At 59.3% G+C, this 16,082-nt stretch carries 16 protein-coding genes; 6 read left to right on the top strand and 10 right to left on the bottom strand.

The features are described 5' to 3' along the window. Positions 1-66 precede the first annotated feature (66 nt). Positions 67-1,059 carry a YhdH/YhfP family quinone oxidoreductase gene (locus AC4LFW_RS06285; protein WP_491818332.1) on the bottom strand — a complete coding sequence of 331 codons (993 nt, stop codon included), beginning with the start codon at positions 1,057-1,059 and terminating at the stop codon, positions 67-69. 11 nt (positions 1,060-1,070) lie between these two features. Next, the gene (gene sohB / locus AC4LFW_RS06280; RefSeq protein ID WP_491818331.1) at positions 1,071-2,096 is read right to left on the bottom strand and encodes a protease SohB; all 1,026 of its coding nucleotides are present in this window, start codon (positions 2,094-2,096) and stop codon (positions 1,071-1,073) included. A 172-nt stretch (positions 2,097-2,268) separates the two neighbouring features. Between sohB and AC4LFW_RS06275 the strand changes: the two genes are divergently transcribed. From AC4LFW_RS06275 to AC4LFW_RS06260, 4 genes are all read left to right on the top strand, one after another. Next, the gene (locus tag AC4LFW_RS06275) at positions 2,269-2,976 is read left to right on the top strand and encodes a histidine phosphatase family protein (protein ID WP_491818330.1); all 708 of its coding nucleotides are present in this window, start codon (positions 2,269-2,271) and stop codon (positions 2,974-2,976) included. Between the two features lie 59 nt (positions 2,977-3,035). Next, complete coding sequence (locus AC4LFW_RS06270; protein WP_491818329.1) at positions 3,036-3,350, top strand: SCP2 sterol-binding domain-containing protein; 315 nt, start codon at positions 3,036-3,038, stop codon at positions 3,348-3,350. 232 nt (positions 3,351-3,582) lie between these two features. Further along, positions 3,583-4,650 carry a phosphotransferase family protein gene (locus AC4LFW_RS06265; protein WP_491818328.1) on the top strand — a complete coding sequence of 356 codons (1,068 nt, stop codon included), beginning with the start codon at positions 3,583-3,585 and terminating at the stop codon, positions 4,648-4,650. Between the two features lie 26 nt (positions 4,651-4,676). Continuing rightward, positions 4,677-5,444, top strand: a complete 768-nt coding sequence (locus AC4LFW_RS06260; RefSeq protein WP_491818327.1) for an SDR family oxidoreductase — start codon at positions 4,677-4,679, stop codon at positions 5,442-5,444. 54 nt (positions 5,445-5,498) lie between these two features. Here the strand turns inward: AC4LFW_RS06260 and AC4LFW_RS06255 are convergent, their stop codons facing one another. Beyond that, positions 5,499-6,149: a hypothetical protein gene (locus AC4LFW_RS06255; RefSeq protein WP_491818326.1), complete on the bottom strand. Its 651-nt coding sequence runs from the start codon at positions 6,147-6,149 to the stop codon at positions 5,499-5,501. Positions 6,150-6,410: 261 nt separating this feature from the next. On the opposite strand from AC4LFW_RS06255, the gene AC4LFW_RS06250 reads away from it, so the two are divergent. After that, on the top strand, positions 6,411-7,193 hold the full coding sequence (locus tag AC4LFW_RS06250) for a TSUP family transporter (protein ID WP_491818325.1): 783 nt from the start codon (positions 6,411-6,413) through the stop codon (positions 7,191-7,193). On the opposite strand, the gene nudC is transcribed toward AC4LFW_RS06250, so the two are convergent. The 7 genes from nudC to AC4LFW_RS06215 all read right to left on the bottom strand — a co-directional run bounded on the left by nudC (position 7,161) and on the right by AC4LFW_RS06215 (position 15,164). Continuing rightward, positions 7,161-7,994, bottom strand: coding sequence for an NAD(+) diphosphatase (nudC, locus tag AC4LFW_RS06245; protein WP_491818324.1), 834 nt, complete (start codon positions 7,992-7,994; stop codon positions 7,161-7,163). The two genes, AC4LFW_RS06250 and nudC, sit on opposite strands and share 33 nt — an antisense overlap. Continuing rightward, on the bottom strand, positions 7,994-9,676 hold the full coding sequence (locus AC4LFW_RS06240) for a FimL-related protein (RefSeq protein ID WP_491818323.1): 1,683 nt from the start codon (positions 9,674-9,676) through the stop codon (positions 7,994-7,996). The genes nudC and AC4LFW_RS06240 overlap by 1 nt, the downstream gene beginning before the upstream one ends. A gap of 37 nt (positions 9,677-9,713) precedes the next feature. Continuing rightward, the gene (locus tag AC4LFW_RS06235; RefSeq protein WP_491818322.1) at positions 9,714-10,526 is read right to left on the bottom strand and encodes a crotonase/enoyl-CoA hydratase family protein; all 813 of its coding nucleotides are present in this window, start codon (positions 10,524-10,526) and stop codon (positions 9,714-9,716) included. Between the two features lie 201 nt (positions 10,527-10,727). Continuing rightward, positions 10,728-12,980, bottom strand: a complete 2,253-nt coding sequence (locus tag AC4LFW_RS06230) for an Orn/Lys/Arg family decarboxylase (RefSeq protein WP_491818321.1) — start codon at positions 12,978-12,980, stop codon at positions 10,728-10,730. A gap of 183 nt (positions 12,981-13,163) precedes the next feature. Further along, positions 13,164-13,925, bottom strand: a complete 762-nt coding sequence (gene dnaQ / locus AC4LFW_RS06225) for a DNA polymerase III subunit epsilon (protein WP_491818320.1) — start codon at positions 13,923-13,925, stop codon at positions 13,164-13,166. A gap of 13 nt (positions 13,926-13,938) precedes the next feature. Further along, the gene (gene rnhA / locus AC4LFW_RS06220) at positions 13,939-14,391 is read right to left on the bottom strand and encodes a ribonuclease HI (RefSeq protein WP_491818319.1); all 453 of its coding nucleotides are present in this window, start codon (positions 14,389-14,391) and stop codon (positions 13,939-13,941) included. A 14-nt stretch (positions 14,392-14,405) separates the two neighbouring features. Then, complete coding sequence (locus AC4LFW_RS06215) at positions 14,406-15,164, bottom strand: class I SAM-dependent methyltransferase (protein WP_491818318.1); 759 nt, start codon at positions 15,162-15,164, stop codon at positions 14,406-14,408. 112 nt (positions 15,165-15,276) lie between these two features. On the opposite strand from AC4LFW_RS06215, the gene gloB reads away from it, so the two are divergent. Next, positions 15,277-16,056: a hydroxyacylglutathione hydrolase gene (gloB, locus tag AC4LFW_RS06210; protein ID WP_491818317.1), complete on the top strand. Its 780-nt coding sequence runs from the start codon at positions 15,277-15,279 to the stop codon at positions 16,054-16,056. Positions 16,057-16,082: the final 26 nt, after the last annotated feature.

The raw sequence follows: 16,082 nt of genomic DNA, 5'->3' as shown, positions 1-16,082 counted from the left end.
GCCCACCCAAGCGCAACAGCGAAATCAGTTGTAGCTATGGACGCCATAGCAGGCGAAACGGCCTCGCTAGTCCAGACGCACCAGCATGCGCCCTACTTGTTGCCCCGCCAGAATCCGCTCGATCTCGGTCGGCAGGTCCTGCAGCGAGATCTCGCGCACCAACTCGTCAAGATTGGGGAGTTTCCACTGCACCGACAGCCTGTCCCACATGGATGCTTTCACGACGAGGGGAATCTCCACCGAATCGACACCCAGCAGATTTACGCCGCGCAGGATGAAAGGCAGTACGCTGGCTTGAAAACCGGTACCCGCCGTGAGGCCGCAACATGCCACGCTTGCACCACGCTGGAGTGACTTGACGACGTTGAACAGGATATCGCCGCCAACCGTGTCCACGGCGCCACCCCACTGCTCCTTGAGGAGCGGCTTCTCTGCACCCGTCTGGACGACGCTGCGTTCTAGAATCTGGCCCGCTCCAAGCTTCCTCAGAAAATCAGCCTGGTCTGCCTTGCCGGTCACGGCCGCCACGGTGTAACCCAGGCGCGCAAGAAGTGCCACGGCAATGCTGCCCACCCCACCGGTTGCACCGGTGACCAGCACAGGCCCGCCGCCTGGCTCAAGGCCCGCCTGCTCCAGCTTGTCGACACACAGAGCAGCCGTCAGGCCTGCAGTGCCGAGTATCATCGCTTCACGCAACGAAAGCCCGGCAGGCCGTTTGATCACCCAGCTGGCGGGTACCCGGATGTACTGGCCAAAACCACCCGCTGTGTTCATGCCGAGGTCGTACCCTGTGACGATCACCTCGTCGCCTTCGGCAAATTCGCTCACGCTTGATTCCGCCACGGTACCGGCCGCATCGATCCCAGGCGTATGCGGGAAGTTGCGAGTAACCCCGCGATTACCACTGGCCGAGAGCGCGTCCTTGTAATTCAGTGATGAATAGCTGACGCGAATCAGCACGTCGCCCGCTGGGAGTTCGTCGGTGGTGCGCTCAACTATGCTCGTTTCGAAACGGCCATCGGCGTTTTCGCGGGTTTGCAGTGCCTTGAAGCCTGTCATCTGTGACCTCCTCATTGCCAGAATCGTTGTTCGTTCAGTCGCGTCCAGCCCTTGAGCAACCCTTGCTCCATGGCTGCAGAGGCGGCCATGCCGAATCGCTCAGGAAGGCTTTTCTTTTCGGCGTAATGCAGCTGGAAAAGGTCCGCTTCCTGCGCACGTGCGGCCAGGTATTCGTCACTTGTCTTGAGTTCATCAACCAGCTGCTTGCCCAACGCGGCGATCCCGAGCCACACTTCTCCGGTCGCTACGTCGTCTATGGACAATTGCTGGCGGTAACGTGCCACGAAGTTCTTGAACAGCTCATGGGTCGTTTCCAGATCTTCCTGGAATTTCTCCCGTCCCTTATCGGTATTCTCGCCAAACACGGTAAGCGTTCGCTTGTATTCGCCTGCGGTCAGGACCTCCACATCAACATCGTGCTTTTTCAGCAGTCGGTGAACGTTCGGCAACTGCGCGACGACGCCGATGGAGCCGAGTATGGCGAACGGTGCACAGAGAATCTTCTGACCAATGCAGGCCATCATGTAGCCGCCGCTTGCGGCCACCTTGTCGACGCAAACAGTCAGCGGGACCCCGGCGTCGCGAATACGCACCAGCTGCGATGCTGCGAGGCCGTAGCCGTGAACCATGCCGCCCCCACTTTCGAGTCGAAGGACAACTTCGTCCTGCGGCGTTGCCAGGGTCAGCAAGGCGGTGATTTCGTGGCGAAGGTTATCGACAGCCGACGCCTTGATGTCGCCATCGAAATCCAGCACAAACACCCGGGAACGCTTCTCCCCGTTTTTTTTCGTTTGCTTGGCAGCCCTGGCTTCCTGCTTGCGCTGGGCCTTGAGCTGATCCTTTTCGACAAGCGACTGTTCGAGTCGCTCACGCATGGACTTGTAGAAGTCATTGAGCTTGTGGACCTCCAGATGCCCGCCCGCTTGTTTGCCCCGCCCGCGGCGCAATGAAGCGAGCGCAACCAATACCACGATGATCGCGACCACCAACGTCACGGTCTTCGCCAGAAAGCTTGCATAGTCAGCAAGAAACTCCACAGATCCTCCTCGGACTCTTCAAATCGCCAGCATCGGGCATAAACCGGCCAAGCATACCGATTACGCGTCTGCCGGAGCCAGTCGTGCGCGATTCAAACGATCGTATGATTTCTCGTTGACACCTCGAATCGATACCCCTACGCTCGCGAAAAACAGGCTCCCGGAGCACGGCATGGGCAGTATCTACCTGATCAGACATGGTCAGGCGTCATTCGGCGCAGAAAACTATGATGTCCTGTCGCCGCTTGGCTTTCGACAGGCAGCTGCGCTGGGTGATTATCTGGAAAGGCTGGATATCAGATTCGACCGTTGTGTAAGCGGCGAGCTGAGTCGCCAGCAGGACACGGCCCGAGCCACGATGGAGCGACTAGGCAAAGGCGATCCAGCCCCTGAATTGGAGATCGACGGCGCATTCAATGAATTTCCGGCCGACGAAGTGATCCGAGCCCATATGCAGGATCTGCTCACCGTCGAACCTCATGCCCTGGAGATTTTCCGCAACGCCGCGAATCACCGCACCGAGTTCCAACGGTTGTTTAACCATGTCATCGGGCGCTGGGTATCCGGTGCTCACGAGAAAGAAGGCCTGGACACCTGGCAGAGCTTTGTCGATCGCGTCAACGGCGGACTGACTCGCTTGCTTGATCAAGCCCACAGGAAAGACCGCATCGCCATTTTCACTTCCGGCGGGACTATCACGGCACTGCTTCAATTGATCATAGGCGTCGCGCCTATCAAGGCATTCGAGCTGAACTGGCAGATCGTCAACACCTCGCTCAGTCAGGTGAAATTTCGCGACCGGGACCTCGCCCTCGCTTCGTTCAACGGCCGTGCGCATCTGGATCTGCTGAAGAATCCGGAGCTTGTCACCTATCGATGAGTTCCAACCAACCGCGGCCCAAGGCTGCTCGTTTTCCACGATAAAAAGGGATATCCCCGATGAGCAATGTCGACAACACCATCCAAAGCATGAAGGCCAAGTTCAACCCAAGCGCCGCTGCTGGCCTGGATCTGGTGTTCCAGTTCAATATTACCGACGCAGAAAACTACTACCTGGTCGTCAAGGACGGCACTTGTGATTTCCACAAGGGCGAGTCTGCCGACGCCAACGTGACGCTGATCATGGACAGCGAAACGATGCAGGGTGTAATCAGTGGCGAAACCGATGGCATGCAGGCTTTCATGGCCGGCAAGCTACGCGCTGAAGGCGACATGATGCTTGCGCTGAAGTTGAGCGAACTGTTCCCGGCCTGATCGCCAGAGGCAACCAGAAAACCGAAGTCTCGTGACTTCGGTTTTTTTATGCGCCTTATCTCCGATGTTCATGCATCAGGCGTCTTGATCGTGGGACAACACCCTGGCCAATAAGGGGGCGGTTTGCTTGGTAATGCCAAGTGGCGGCAGTAGATTAACGGTCAGGAGTTTTGCCGTGCGGAGTACGGCTACCGCCATTGTCGAGCACCGATTACAAGTAGAAGGGAAAAGCATGGCGCTTACAGACCAGACCAGCCAAATCCGCGAGGGCGAAGAGCTGCCCAACGACGTTATCGACCGATACCTGAAAGCCAGTATTCCGGAGCTCGAAGGCACGCCGACCATTTCCCAGTTTCCGGGTGGTGCCTCAAACCTGACCTATCTGTTGAAATACTCGAACCGGGAACTGGTATTACGTCGGCCACCTTTTGGCCACAAAGCCAAATCGGCTCATGACATGGGGCGCGAATATCGCATCCTCAACCAGCTTAACGCCGGCTTCCCCTACTGCCCCAAAGCCTATGTCTACTGCACCGACGAGGCGCTGATCGGCGCCGAGTTCTATGTCATGGAGCGGGTCAAGGGCATCATTCTTCGTGAAGACATGCCTGTGGAGCTGGGTTTTACACCGGAGCAGACAACTACGCTGTGCAAGAACTTCATCGATAAGTTCGTGGAGCTGCACAACGTCGACTACAAGGCTTGCGGCCTTGGCGATCTGGGTAGGCCGGAAGGCTACGTGCGACGGCAGATCGATGGCTGGATCGACCGTTATGAACGCGCCATCACTTCAGATGCGCCGAAGTGGGAACCGGTCAAGGCCTGGCTGCGTGACAAGATGCCAGCTGACCATCCAAAGCCGGGCATCATTCATAACGACTACCGGTTCGATAATGTCATTCTCAGCCCCACCAACCCGATGCAGATCATCGGCGTGCTTGACTGGGAGATGACCACTATTGGCGACCCGCTGATGGACCTCGGCAATACGCTTGCCTACTGGATCGAAGCCGACGATCCGTCGCCTGTGCAGCTGATGCGCAAGCAGCCCAGCAACGCACCAGGCATGCTCACACGCAGACAATTCGTGGACTATTACGCCGAGCGTGCAGGTATCCAGATCGACAACTTCGATTATTACTACACCTACGGCCTGTTCCGCCTGGCAGCTATCGTCCAGCAAATCTACTACCGCTATTTCCACGGCCAGACGCGGGACAGGCGATTCGCGAAGTTCGTGCAAATGAACGCCCTGCTTGAGCATATGAGCCTGCAGGTCATCAACAAGTCGAAGCTGTAATACAGCTCAGCAAAGGGATACTACCGATGAGCAAAACCACTCTGTTCGATCTGGAAGGCAAGATCGCATTCGTCTCAGGCGCCAGCCGCGGTATCGGCGAGGCTATTGCCAAGCTACTGGCGCAGCAAGGGGCGCATGTCATCGTCTCCAGCCGCAAGATCGAAGGCTGCCAAGCAGTAGCCGACGCAATCACCGCCGCGGGCGGCAAGGCGACACCAGTCGCTTGCCATATTGGCGAACTGGAGCAGATCAAGAGCGTTTTCGCACAGCTCCGCGAGCAGTTCGGTCGCCTCGATATCCTAGTGAACAACGCCGCGACCAACCCGCAGTTCTGCCACATACTCGATACAGATGTTGCTGCATTTCAGAAGACCGTCGATGTAAACATCCGTGGCTATTTCTTCATGTCAGTCGAAGCCGGCAAGCTGATGCGAGAAAACGGCGGCGGTAGCATCATCAATGTCGCTTCCATCAACGGCGTCACGCCAGGCAATTTCCAGGGAATCTACTCGGTCACCAAGGCCGCAGTGATCAACATGACCAAGGCCTTTGCAAAGGAGTGCGCACCACAGGGCATACGCTGCAACGCCTTGCTCCCCGGGCTCACCGACACCAAGTTTGCATCGGCACTGGTCAAGAACGACTCCATCCGCGAAGAAGCGCTGCGCCATATTCCGCTGCATCGCGTTGCCGATCCAGCCGAGATGGCCGGCGCTGTCCTATACCTCGCCAGCGACGCGTCGAGCTATACCACCGGCCTGTCACTGAACGTTGACGGCGGCTATCTCGCCTGATTTCTTGACAAAAAAAGGGAGCCTGCGCAGGCTCCCTCCCGTTACACCGAACGCTCATCGCCAATCTTTCATCGCCTGCTCTGCCTCGATATTCAAGGGCCTTGCCAACAAGCCGGTCGGGGCCATTTCGATGGCGTATTCCGCCCCATCGGCCATCGGCAGATAACCGACACGTCGTGGCTGCGCCTCGATCAGCAAAGACATGCACTGGCAGCGCTGCAGCCACTGCCAGAGATCAACCCCGTATGGACTCTGGCTAAGCTCGACGCGAGGGTGCCGTACCAGGTCCTGTTGCTCGATCGCAAGGTAACGACCTGTCACCTTTTCAAGGCGCAATCCGGGCTCCAGACCTATCAACGTCGCCAGCCCTTTCCACTTCAACACCCGCACATCGAGTTGCCACAGATCGCCCTCAAGCGTGACGTACGAAGGGTTAGAACCTTCATCTACCGTGACCCGATATCGCTGCTGTCCATCGGATTGGAACGACAGTTTGACGATCGGTTTACCCTCGGCCAGGGCCCGATATGTCGTGATGTCCCAGGCAGCCAGGCCGACCAGACCGCCCAGGGCGAGCACAAGCATGCCGGCAGTGCCGCGCATCCACCCGAACAGCCAATGCCCACCCGACAGCAAGCGCAATGCGATCAACACGACGATCAATGCAAGCAAGGCCACGACCACAGCCAGTCCCAGATACTGCATTTACCTACCTTCCATAGAACAAACCCAACGCTGCATTATCGATGGCCGCCCGGGCGCTAACCAGCGTGGGCTCGGTACAGTGTTCACAGGTCGACACTTTCTGCCAGCAAACCAGCTGCTTCGGCGACTCGTCAGAGGGCCAACCGCAGCACCTCAGGGTCCTTGCGGCTCATGGGGACTGCCAGTAGCTGTGGCGAGTGACGCCCGTCCACGGCATCATGCCTGGCTGTTCTCACCGCCTCGCCTCTTGGGTGTTATGCAATGCCATTTATTGAGCTTTCCACTGATCCGCTGATCATCGGCGCCCTGTTGCTTGTCGCGTTCGTTGCAGGCTTCATCGATGCGATAGCAGGGGGTGGAGGCCTGTTGACGCTGCCAGCCTTGCTGACCGCGGGCCTGCCGCCTCATCTGGTCCTGGGCACCAACAAATTGTGCGCAACCTTCGGCTCGGCAACGGCGAGCTTTACGTTCTACCGCCGGAAACTATTCGATCCGAGCCAATGGCGAAACGCCCTTGTCGCCACAGCAGTGGGCGCTGCTACGGGTGCAGCCCTCGCCAACCTGATACCTGCTCACTGGCTCAACCAGATGCTGCCGGTGGTTGTATTTCTATGTGGGCTATATGTCCTGTTTGGCCGGACTCCGGCTACACAAACCGTCAATACGACGCCGATCAGAAAAAGACGCCAATGGCCGCAAGGAATAGGGTTGGGTTTCTACGATGGGGTGGCAGGCCCCGGAACCGGCGCATTCTGGACGATCAGCAGCATGCTGCTCTATCCCCTGGATCTGCTGCGAGCCAGTGGTGTTGCGCGAACCATGAACTTTGTCAGCAACGCCACCGCACTAGCCGTCTTCATCAGCAATGGACAGGTTGCCTGGGCCCTGGGGATCGGCATGGGCGTGGCGCTGATGGCGGGCGCCTATTTTGGCGCGCGGACCGCAATCCAGGGCGGGGCCGCATTCATTCGTCCGGTATTCGTATCAGTAGTACTGGCGCTCAGCCTGCGCTTAGCCTGGCAACACTGGCTCGGGGCGGCCTAATCGCTGCGCCAGATACAGTTCGATTAGATAGCGGGCAATGGATTTGGCGGGCGGCAGCGCGGGCAGATCATGAATCGAAAACCAGCGAGCATCTTCGATCTCTTCAGGTTGCATCAGGATGTCACCGTTCGAGTACTCGGCATGAAAGCCGAGCATCAGCGAGTGGGGGAACGGCCAGCCCTGACTGCAGATGTATCTTGGCTCGTGTATCGAGACACCAACCTCCTCCCGCACTTCGCGCCGGACGCATTGCTCCACCGACTCGCCCGGCTCAACGAAGCCTGCCAGTGTGCTGTAGACACCAGGTGCGAAGCGCGGCGACCGAGCCAGCAGTAGCTCATCGCCTCGTGTGACCAGCACGATCATGCTTGGCGATATGCGCGGATAGTGGTGAATGCCGCAGCGCTCGCACTGCATGGCACGCTCGGATGGATGCTGTCGCATCGGGTTGCCGCAACTGCCACAGTATCGATGATGGTTCGCCCAGGTCGCGACTTGGGCAGCAAAGCCCAGCATGCGGAACCGATCGACATCGTCGTCCTGCATCATGAACTGACGCAGCCCCTGCCAGGAGGCACCAGCAACATCGACCGGATTTGCCAGCTCGAGCAGAAAGACCTCATCGCCGTCGAAGTAGCCCAGGCCCTGCTCGCTGATCAGCGGCAACTCGAGGCGCTTGACCCAGCCTCTGGGAAACAGCACACCATTGGCATCAGAAAGAAAACCCTGCTGACAGTGCACAACCGCCCACCCGCCCTCTTTTCGGGGATCGAGCAACGCGGGTTGCCAGCGCGAACTCATCAGGCAGCCACCGGTAGACCCAGAGCCTTGACGCTTTCCGAAGCGAGATCAAGCACGCTTATGCGAGAGTCGTCACGGCGTAGAATAGCCCCGCCTTCCAGGTAGTACTCCAGGCTGGTCAGCGCGTCGGCAAGGGTTTCGAGCATCTGCTCAGGGGGCATCTGCACGCTTTCAAGCATCTCCTTCTGAATGAAGTCTGCACAGGCACCGATCAGATCGGCCGCACGATCCTGCTCGAGGAAGCGCAACCCACCGCGAACAGCCATCAAGCTGAAAGGAACATTGGCCAGATGCAGCTTCTCACCGTTGGACTCCAAATAAGCCGTGATAGCCCGCTTGGCCAGCGCCAACCCTGCAGTCGCTTCGCCTATCACCACGATGCAGGCCTCTGTGAGCTGATGATTGGCAAAGGCCTCCGCCTCGTTGCCCGGCTGGGCGATCTGCGGGCGCGGGTCGCGCCGCTCACCACGCTCGAGGCTAGCCACCATGCTTTCTACATAGAGCACGGCATCGGCAAGTTTCAGCAGTGCCTGGGCGTCTGGCGCATGATCAGCTGTCCAGCCTGATACCACGGCCAGCTGCGCATGCAAGGTGCTGGAGGCCGACGACAAGCCAACCATTCCCAGCGTCTTGGCCAACTTGCCCATGAGGCTGTGAAGATGGGCATAAGATTCCGCTGGCGCGGTCTGTCGCTCGATCAGGTCGAGCAGATCCTTCAAGCTGGCCAGCTCTTCGCGGATCGCCGAAGACAGCGAGCGCATCGTAGCCTGGCCCGGTCCGGCCAGGCGCTGGGATTCGTCTTCTAGCAGGTGGTCAGTAAAGGGCAACGGACTGAGCGAAAATATCTCACGAACCTGGGTAGCCGCAGGGCCATTGCTTTCTGCGAGCGCGACCAGATAGAGCAACTCTTTTAGCAATCCCCGTGAAGGTTCGTATGCGCTGCTTGCGATCAGTTGGCGAAGCTCGCGGTCGATCCTCGAGAAAAGCTGCTTGCGGGACTGACGCGGCAGTAGCTGGCCATCGAGTTGCGCCTCCAGAGCGGCAGTCGCAAGCCAGCAAAGCCGCCCACCTGGCGTGTTGGCGAATAGAGGATCAAGGCGCCCCAGCGCGCGCGCCATGAGCTTGAGACTGGCTGGAACATTGTCTTCACGAATGAACCCAAGCAAGCCGACCTGATACATCTGCCGAAGGCGCCGCGCCTCGGTGGTACGAACTGCCGGCTCGCGCACCGCCGCGATAATTGGAGGACGGGGGTGATCCAGACGCACACTAAAGAAAAAGCTCTCCGGCAAGGGAGACTGCGCGGCAGCACGTCTAAGCGCATTGATTGGCGGAAGCAACAGCTCCGGCATCTCCTGACGACTGGCGTCGACGCTTTCAAGGTAACGCCCCAGCACATAGAGCGCGTTACTCAAGGCTGCGAGCTGGACGTCGCGTTCCTCGCCTGCGCCAACCGGAATATCGGTGGCGAGCTGCAAGATTTCCTGCGCCAGCAACTCCGCTCCTGTCAGCTCGATAAGACTGAGCGTCCCCCGGACCTGCTTGAGGTTTTCCACCGCCTGTTGCAGCAACCCGCCGTTATTCCGGTCAATGATGAAGTGCTCGAGACTCTGCTCGGCCTCTTCCATGGTGGCGAACAACTCTTCGCGAACCAGGCTGAGTGAAGTGGCTCCAGTAACCATGCCTAGCGCGCCTCCCGCGCAACGTTCAAATACTGCATCAGTCGGCAAAGTCCGGTTTCTGTTTGTTCATGTGAGCAGCCATGGCCCGCTTGAGATCTTCGGATTGAAGCATCGCCGCATTCCAGGTGGCGATGTACTGCAGACCGTCATCGACGCGGTGATCCCGCATGTAGCGGATCATTTCCTTGGTGCCGCGAATGGCTATCGGGGATTTGGCTGCAACCTCGGCCGCAAGTGCATGCACAGCGTCCATCAGCGCCGCCTGGTCAGGATAGGCGCGGTTGACCAGTCCGATCGCCTGCGCTTCGCGGCCATCGACAGTCCGGCCGGTATACGCAAGCTCGCGCATCATGCCGTCACCAATTATGCGCGGAAGACGCTGCAGGGTGCCGACATCCGCCGCCATGCCCATATCGATTTCCTTGATGGAGAACTGGGCGTCGAGAGTGCTGTACCGCATATCGCAGGCAGCGATCAGATCGATTGCTCCGCCAATGCAATATCCCTGGATAGCGGCGATTACCGGCTTGCGACAATGGTCGACGGCATTGAAAGAGGCCTGAAGCTTGAGAATCTGGCGACGCAGACCTTCTGCGTTGCGGCCGATGTCCTTGCCCAGCTGTGCTGCGGCCTGTGCAAGCAATTGCAGATCGATGCCTGCCGAGAAATGCTTGCCCTCTCCAGACAGCACCACCACACGCACTGCATCCGTGTCATCTGCCCAGCGGAAAATATCGACGATCTCGCTCCAGAACGCCGCGTTCATCGCATTGATCTTTTCCGGTCGGTTGATCGCTACGTGGGCTACCTTGTCCCGCAGATCTACACGGAAGGCTTCGTATTCAGTCACGCTATCATCCTCGACAGGCTTGGCACCGCGGCGCCTTTCAAGTCAGACAGGCCCTCGGCGGGGCCTGTTCTCAGCCGCACAACTATAGCAACAGCGCGTGGAAAGTCGATGCGGGACGTTGTGACCCAGCCCACGCCGTTGTGCATCATCCGGCTTTGACATCGTCACCTTGACGACTCGAAAGCCAGAACCGATCTGGGGTCAGTCTTCCAACACGCAATCTACGGTGTAGTAAGTCCCGTCGGGACGAGCCTCGTGTTGTAAACCATGCACGTCGGCATCAAATCCTGGAAAGTGCATAGCGAAGCGTTGTGCGAATGCCAGATAGTCAAGTATGGACCGCGTCTCGGCCGTAAACCGCTCGCCCGGCATGATCAGAGGAATCCCCGGCGGATAGGGGACCAGCATAACCGCTGCAATGCGGCCCTCAAGCGCCTCGATCGGCACCGCCTCGACCTCCCCGCGAACCAGCTTGTCATAGGCATCGGCAGGTTTGATAGCCAGCTCTGGCAACGCCGTGTACATCCGTCTCATTGCTCTGGCCGTTGCGTTGTCTCTATAGCAGGCGTGCAATGCATCACAAAGGTCGCGCAGCCCCATCGTGTTGTACTGGCTGCCACCTGCCTGTGCGACGCTGGGCAAGGCGTCGCACAACGGCACGTTAGTGTCATAGTGCCGCTTGAACTCAAGCAACTCAGTCAGAAGCGTGCTCCACTTGCCCTTGGTAATACCCATGGAAAAAAGCACGAGAATCGAATAAAGCCCGGTCTTTTCGACAACGAGTCCACGTTCCCAGAGAAACTTGCTGACGACAGCCGCCGGAATGCCGCGCTCATCCAGCTTCCCCCCTGCGGAAAGGCCGGGTGTAACCAGCGTGACCTTGATCGGGTCGAGCAATACATAGTCGTCGGCAACCTCGCCGAAGCCATGCCACTCCCCTTCCGGAGTCAGCAGCCAGTCGGACGTCGCCACCGCTTCCGCACCGTCCGCCGCGGGTGGTTGCCAGATACTGAACCACCAATCATGAGCCGCCAGATGTTGGCGCACATTGGCCAGTGCGCGTCGGAAACTCAGGGCTTCGTCGAAGGTTTCCTGAACCAGCGAGCGCCCTGCCGGCCCTTCCATCATTGCGGAAGCCACGTCGAGCGACGCGAGGATCCCGTACTGCGGCGAGGTGGAAATGTGCATCATGAAGGCTTCGTTGAAACGGTCACGGTCCAGCTGGCGCTGATCGCTATCCAGTACGTGGATCATTGACGCCTGGCTGAACGCGGCCAATACCTTATGCGTAGAGTGCGTTGTGAAGACCAGCGGGCCCTGCTCACGCGTATCCATTCCGTAGCGACCGTCATAAAACTCATGAAAGGCCGCGTAGGCGTACCACGCCTCGTCGAAGTGCAACACGTCGACGTTATCGCCCAGGGTTCGCTTGATCAGATTGGCGTTGTAGCAAAGGCCGTCATACGTCGAGTTGGTGATCACTGCCAGCTTGACGCGCGGTGGACGGCCACGAGCCAGCGGGTTGGCATCGATCTTGGCCTGAAGGGACTCGGCCGTGAACTCATCCAGTGGAATCGGGCCGATGATCCCCAGTTCGTTTCGCGACGGTGTCAGGTACAACGGGATCGCGCCGGTCATGATGATCGAATGGAGAATCGACTTGTGACAGTTTCGGTCCACCAGCACCAGGTCGTCCCTCGCCACCATCGAATGCCAGACGATCTTGTTTGCCGTGGAGGTTCCATTGATAACAAAGAAGGTGTGGTCGGCGCCGAAATTGCGCGCAGCGCGAGCCTCAGCGGCCGCAAGCGGCCCAGTGTGGTCCAGCAGCGACCCGAGTTCTGGAACCGACACCGAGAGATCGGACCGCAAGGTGTTTTCCCCAAAGAACTGATGAAACGCCTGCCCCACTGGACTCTTGCGAAACGCGACTCCACCGCCGTGCCCTGGCGTGTGCCAGGAATAGTTGGAATCCCCGGTGTGTTGAACCAGGGCACGAAAGAAGGGTGGCAGCAGTCCGTCCAGATAGCTGCGTGCGGCCCTGGCAGCCTGGCGAGCCAAAAACGGCACCGTGTCTTCGAACAGATAAAGAAGGCCGCGTAACTCGTTCAGGTCGGCCATCGCTTCAGCAGGAGCATTCTCGATGGTGATCTGCTCGCCCAGTGCAAAGATCGGGAGCTGCGGGGCTCGACGCCGTGCCACACGAATCAGCCCCACCACATCCTGTAAAAGTCGCTGGTTCTCCCCCGCTCCCTCAGCCGCAACCAGGATGCAAGCCAGACCATGATGTGTCGAAGCGACGATCCGGCCCTCGGCGGCGCTGCCGGTGGGGAGGATGTGGAAGCCGTCGCGCTCCAGTTCGGCCGCGATTTCACGGACCCGCTCACCGGCGACGGTATCGGCCTTGATGTCGCGATGAACAATAAGAATGGGGAACTTGAGATCTTTGTACATGAGCTCTTCCTGAAGGCGTTCCCCTCCAGAGTAGAAGCTCCGCTGCGGAGCACCAAGCGCTGATGACGCAATCGGGCAATCGCGCCGAAACGCTGCCTAGCAGCCATGCGTAAACCGTCGCGTCCGGTCAGGCAGCGTTGAGTGTGGGGCTCGGTGCGAGTCCGGCAGAAAACCTGCGAAAAGCTAGGCGGGCTGGGCCTCTGCCTCTACCGGCGCAGGCTGCTCGAGCTGAACCCACAAAGGCGTTGCGCCTGCCGCTTTCTCGATCGCCTGCAGGCGCGCCAAATGGGCGGCGACTTCGTCAGCGTTGGCACGGATGACCGGAGTCCTGGTTCGATCGGCTGGCAGTCGGCGGACAGGTGTCGCCTGCTGGCGCCCACCGTTCTGGCTGTCAGCACCGTCGCCAGCCAGCGACAGATTGGTCTGCCCACCCGTCATGGTCAGGTAGACGTCGGCAAGAATTTCGGCGTCCAGCAATGCGCCGTGCAGGTCGCGCCCGGAGTTGTCCACTCCATAGCGCTTGCACAGCGCATCGAGACTGTTGCGCTGGCCCGGATGACGCTCGCGGGCCATCAACAAGGTATCGAGGATGCTGCAGTGATCGCTCAGCTCTGCGCGATCCTGCTGCCCGAGCAGGGAAAACTCGTTGTTGATGAAGCCAACATCGAACGCAGCGTTGTGAATAATCAGCTGGGCGCCCTTGATGAATTCAAAGAACTCATCAGCCACATCCTTGAAGCGTGGTTTGTCGGTCAGGAATTCGTTGGTGATGCCGTGGACGGCGATGGCGCCCTCGTCCACTTCCCGATCAGGCTGCAGGTAGACATGATAGTGCCGGCCAGTGAGCTTGCGACCAATAACCTCGACGCAACCGATCTCGATGATCCGGTGGCCGTCGGTCACCGGCATACCGGTGGTTTCAGTGTCCAGCACTACGCTACGCATGTTTGCAACTCTCTCAAGCGGTTTGTCGTTTGGCCTGAACTACGCCGCGGTTGGCCAGTAGATCCGCGCGCTCGTTACCTGGATGACCGGTGTGGCCACGAACCCACTGCCACGTTACCTGATGCCGGTTGACCTGTTCGTCCAGCAACCGCCAAAGATCGGCGTTCTTGACAGGTTGTTTGGCAGCCGTCTTCCAGCCGCGCTTCTTCCAGTTCGGCATCCAGTCGTTGATGCCCTGCATCACGTACTGCGAATCGGTCACCAGGCGCACCTGACAGGGACGTTTCAGCTCTTCCAGGGCTCGTATGGCCGCCATAAGCTCCATCCGGTTGTTGGTGGTCTCAGCTTCGCCACCCCAAAGTTCCCGCTCGACACCCTTGAATACCAGCAGTGCGCCCCAGCCACCGGGACCCGGGTTTCCCTTGCAGGCGCCATCGGTGTAAATCTCGACTATCTCATCACTCATCTGGACCCTGCCCACTACTGTTCGGCGTCGCGGCGGCTGACCTTCGCCACCGGCAGCGGCAGCAACTGGCCCATACGCTCCCGGCGATTCTGTCGCAGCGGTCGCAAACCCACCGTCAGCTTGCGTGCTACCAGAAGATAGAACCCACCGGTGGGCGCTTGCAGCCGTTGCCCGGCAATGTCCAGCCGGGACAGCCGCGCCTGCCACTGGCTCGAGGAAAGCGGCGGACAATAGCACCCGAACCGTCGTTTCTCCAGAGCGAATCCCAGCAGATTGAGCCAGTCGCCGACCCGTGTCGGACGAATGCAGCGTGCATGGCGAAACGCCTTGCGCGACAGCAAACGCGTAAGGCCCCAGGCGCTCCAGGGGTTAATCCCGATGATCAGCAGATGTCCTCCCGGACGAACGCTTCGTGCCGCCTCCCGCAACAGCGCATGGGGCGACAGACTGAAGTCCAGGCCGTGCTGGACGACAACCACATCGGCCGCGTGCTCTCCGATCGGCCAGGACTGCTCTTCGCAGAAAATATCGACACCGGGCAGCGGCGGCCCGATGCGGACACTTCGCTTGATCTTTTGCGGCTCGATACTGGTATGTGCCACCGGCGCGTAATGAACCAGGTAACTGCCGAAACAGCGGGCCAGCTCATGGCCGAGCGCTCGCTGCTCCTGCTCAAGCAATTGCTGCCCCAGCGGTCCTTGAAACCAGGCGCTGGTTTCGTTCATCAAGTGCAACCAGGGATCGTCTCCCTTGGCGCAGGATCGGTCTTTCATGCCTCGGCTCCGTTCATCGGGTTGGCCGGTTTGGCCGCAGCAGCAGGCCGCACGCACTTTCCTTTCGGGCTGTTAGGATGCGCCTTTGCTATCGACTTGGCGACCCGCATATATGTTGAAGATAGAAGCTCTTCCCGCCTTTACCGACAACTACATCTGGCTGATTCAGGATGATGAACAACGGCTCTGTGCAGTGGTCGATCCGGGGGACGCGAACCCTGTTCAGGCCTGGCTGGATCGGCACCCCGAATGGCGACTGACCGACATCCTGACAACCCATCACCATCCCGACCACGTCGGCGGAGTCGTGCAGCTCAAGACCCGCCACCAGGCCAGGGTGTACGGACCGGCCACCGAGAACATTCCGGGGCGGGACGAGGCGCTGGCCCAAGGTAAGCGTATCGAGGTGCTCGGTCACACTCTGGAGGTCATTGACGTGCCGGGGCATACACTCGGCCACATCGCGTACTTCCATGACGATCACCAGACGCCGTGGCTATTGAGTGGTGACACCCTGTTCGCTGGTGGTTGCGGCCGTCTGTTCGAAGGGACGCCAGCGCAAATGTTCAACTCGCTGCAGCGGCTGGCAGCACTACCAGCGCATACGCTCATCTACTGCGCGCATGAATACACCCTGGCCAACCTGCGTTTTGCCCAGGCTGTGGAGCCCGATAATCATCACATTTCACAAAGGCTCGAACTGGTCACCAGGCAGCGGGGGGAAAACCAGATTACGCTGCCGTCCGATCTTCGGACCGAACTGGCCACCAATCCCTTCCTTCGCAGTACTGAAGGTGCGGTAGCAGCTGCCGCAAAACAGCAGAGCGGCCAGGAACTGGACACACCCGAGGCCGTATTTGCGGCTATCCGCGCATGGAAAGACCGCTTCTGACTAAGCTCGACCAGTGCCCAAAACCG

This window comes from Stutzerimonas sp. C6.4V (genome assembly GCF_058536345.1).
The sequence above is the reverse complement of the archived record's forward strand: the minus strand, read 5'-3'. Positions and strand labels throughout refer to the sequence as shown.

What these genes read in the sequence shown, in the direction of transcription:
- dnaQ (WP_491818320.1), bottom strand. Translation starts at nt 13,925, where the DNA reads ATGCGTAGCGTAGTGCTGGACACTGAAACCACCGGTATGCCGGTGACC.
- AC4LFW_RS06285 (WP_491818332.1), bottom strand. Translation starts at nt 1,059, where the DNA reads ATGACAGGCTTCAAGGCACTGCAAACCCGCGAAAACGCCGATGGCCGT.
- gloB (WP_491818317.1), top strand. Translation starts at nt 15,277, where the DNA reads ATGTTGAAGATAGAAGCTCTTCCCGCCTTTACCGACAACTACATCTGG.
- AC4LFW_RS06265 (WP_491818328.1), top strand. Translation starts at nt 3,583, where the DNA reads ATGGCGCTTACAGACCAGACCAGCCAAATCCGCGAGGGCGAAGAGCTG.
- AC4LFW_RS06230 (WP_491818321.1), bottom strand. Translation starts at nt 12,980, where the DNA reads ATGTACAAAGATCTCAAGTTCCCCATTCTTATTGTTCATCGCGACATC.
- rnhA (WP_491818319.1), bottom strand. Translation starts at nt 14,391, where the DNA reads ATGAGTGATGAGATAGTCGAGATTTACACCGATGGCGCCTGCAAGGGA.
- AC4LFW_RS06270 (WP_491818329.1), top strand. Translation starts at nt 3,036, where the DNA reads ATGAGCAATGTCGACAACACCATCCAAAGCATGAAGGCCAAGTTCAAC.
- nudC (WP_491818324.1), bottom strand. Translation starts at nt 7,994, where the DNA reads ATGAGTTCGCGCTGGCAACCCGCGTTGCTCGATCCCCGAAAAGAGGGC.
- AC4LFW_RS06260 (WP_491818327.1), top strand. Translation starts at nt 4,677, where the DNA reads ATGAGCAAAACCACTCTGTTCGATCTGGAAGGCAAGATCGCATTCGTC.
- AC4LFW_RS06215 (WP_491818318.1), bottom strand. Translation starts at nt 15,164, where the DNA reads ATGAAAGACCGATCCTGCGCCAAGGGAGACGATCCCTGGTTGCACTTG.
- AC4LFW_RS06240 (WP_491818323.1), bottom strand. Translation starts at nt 9,676, where the DNA reads ATGGTTACTGGAGCCACTTCACTCAGCCTGGTTCGCGAAGAGTTGTTC.
- AC4LFW_RS06250 (WP_491818325.1), top strand. Translation starts at nt 6,411, where the DNA reads ATGCCATTTATTGAGCTTTCCACTGATCCGCTGATCATCGGCGCCCTG.
- AC4LFW_RS06255 (WP_491818326.1), bottom strand. Translation starts at nt 6,149, where the DNA reads ATGCAGTATCTGGGACTGGCTGTGGTCGTGGCCTTGCTTGCATTGATC.
- AC4LFW_RS06275 (WP_491818330.1), top strand. Translation starts at nt 2,269, where the DNA reads ATGGGCAGTATCTACCTGATCAGACATGGTCAGGCGTCATTCGGCGCA.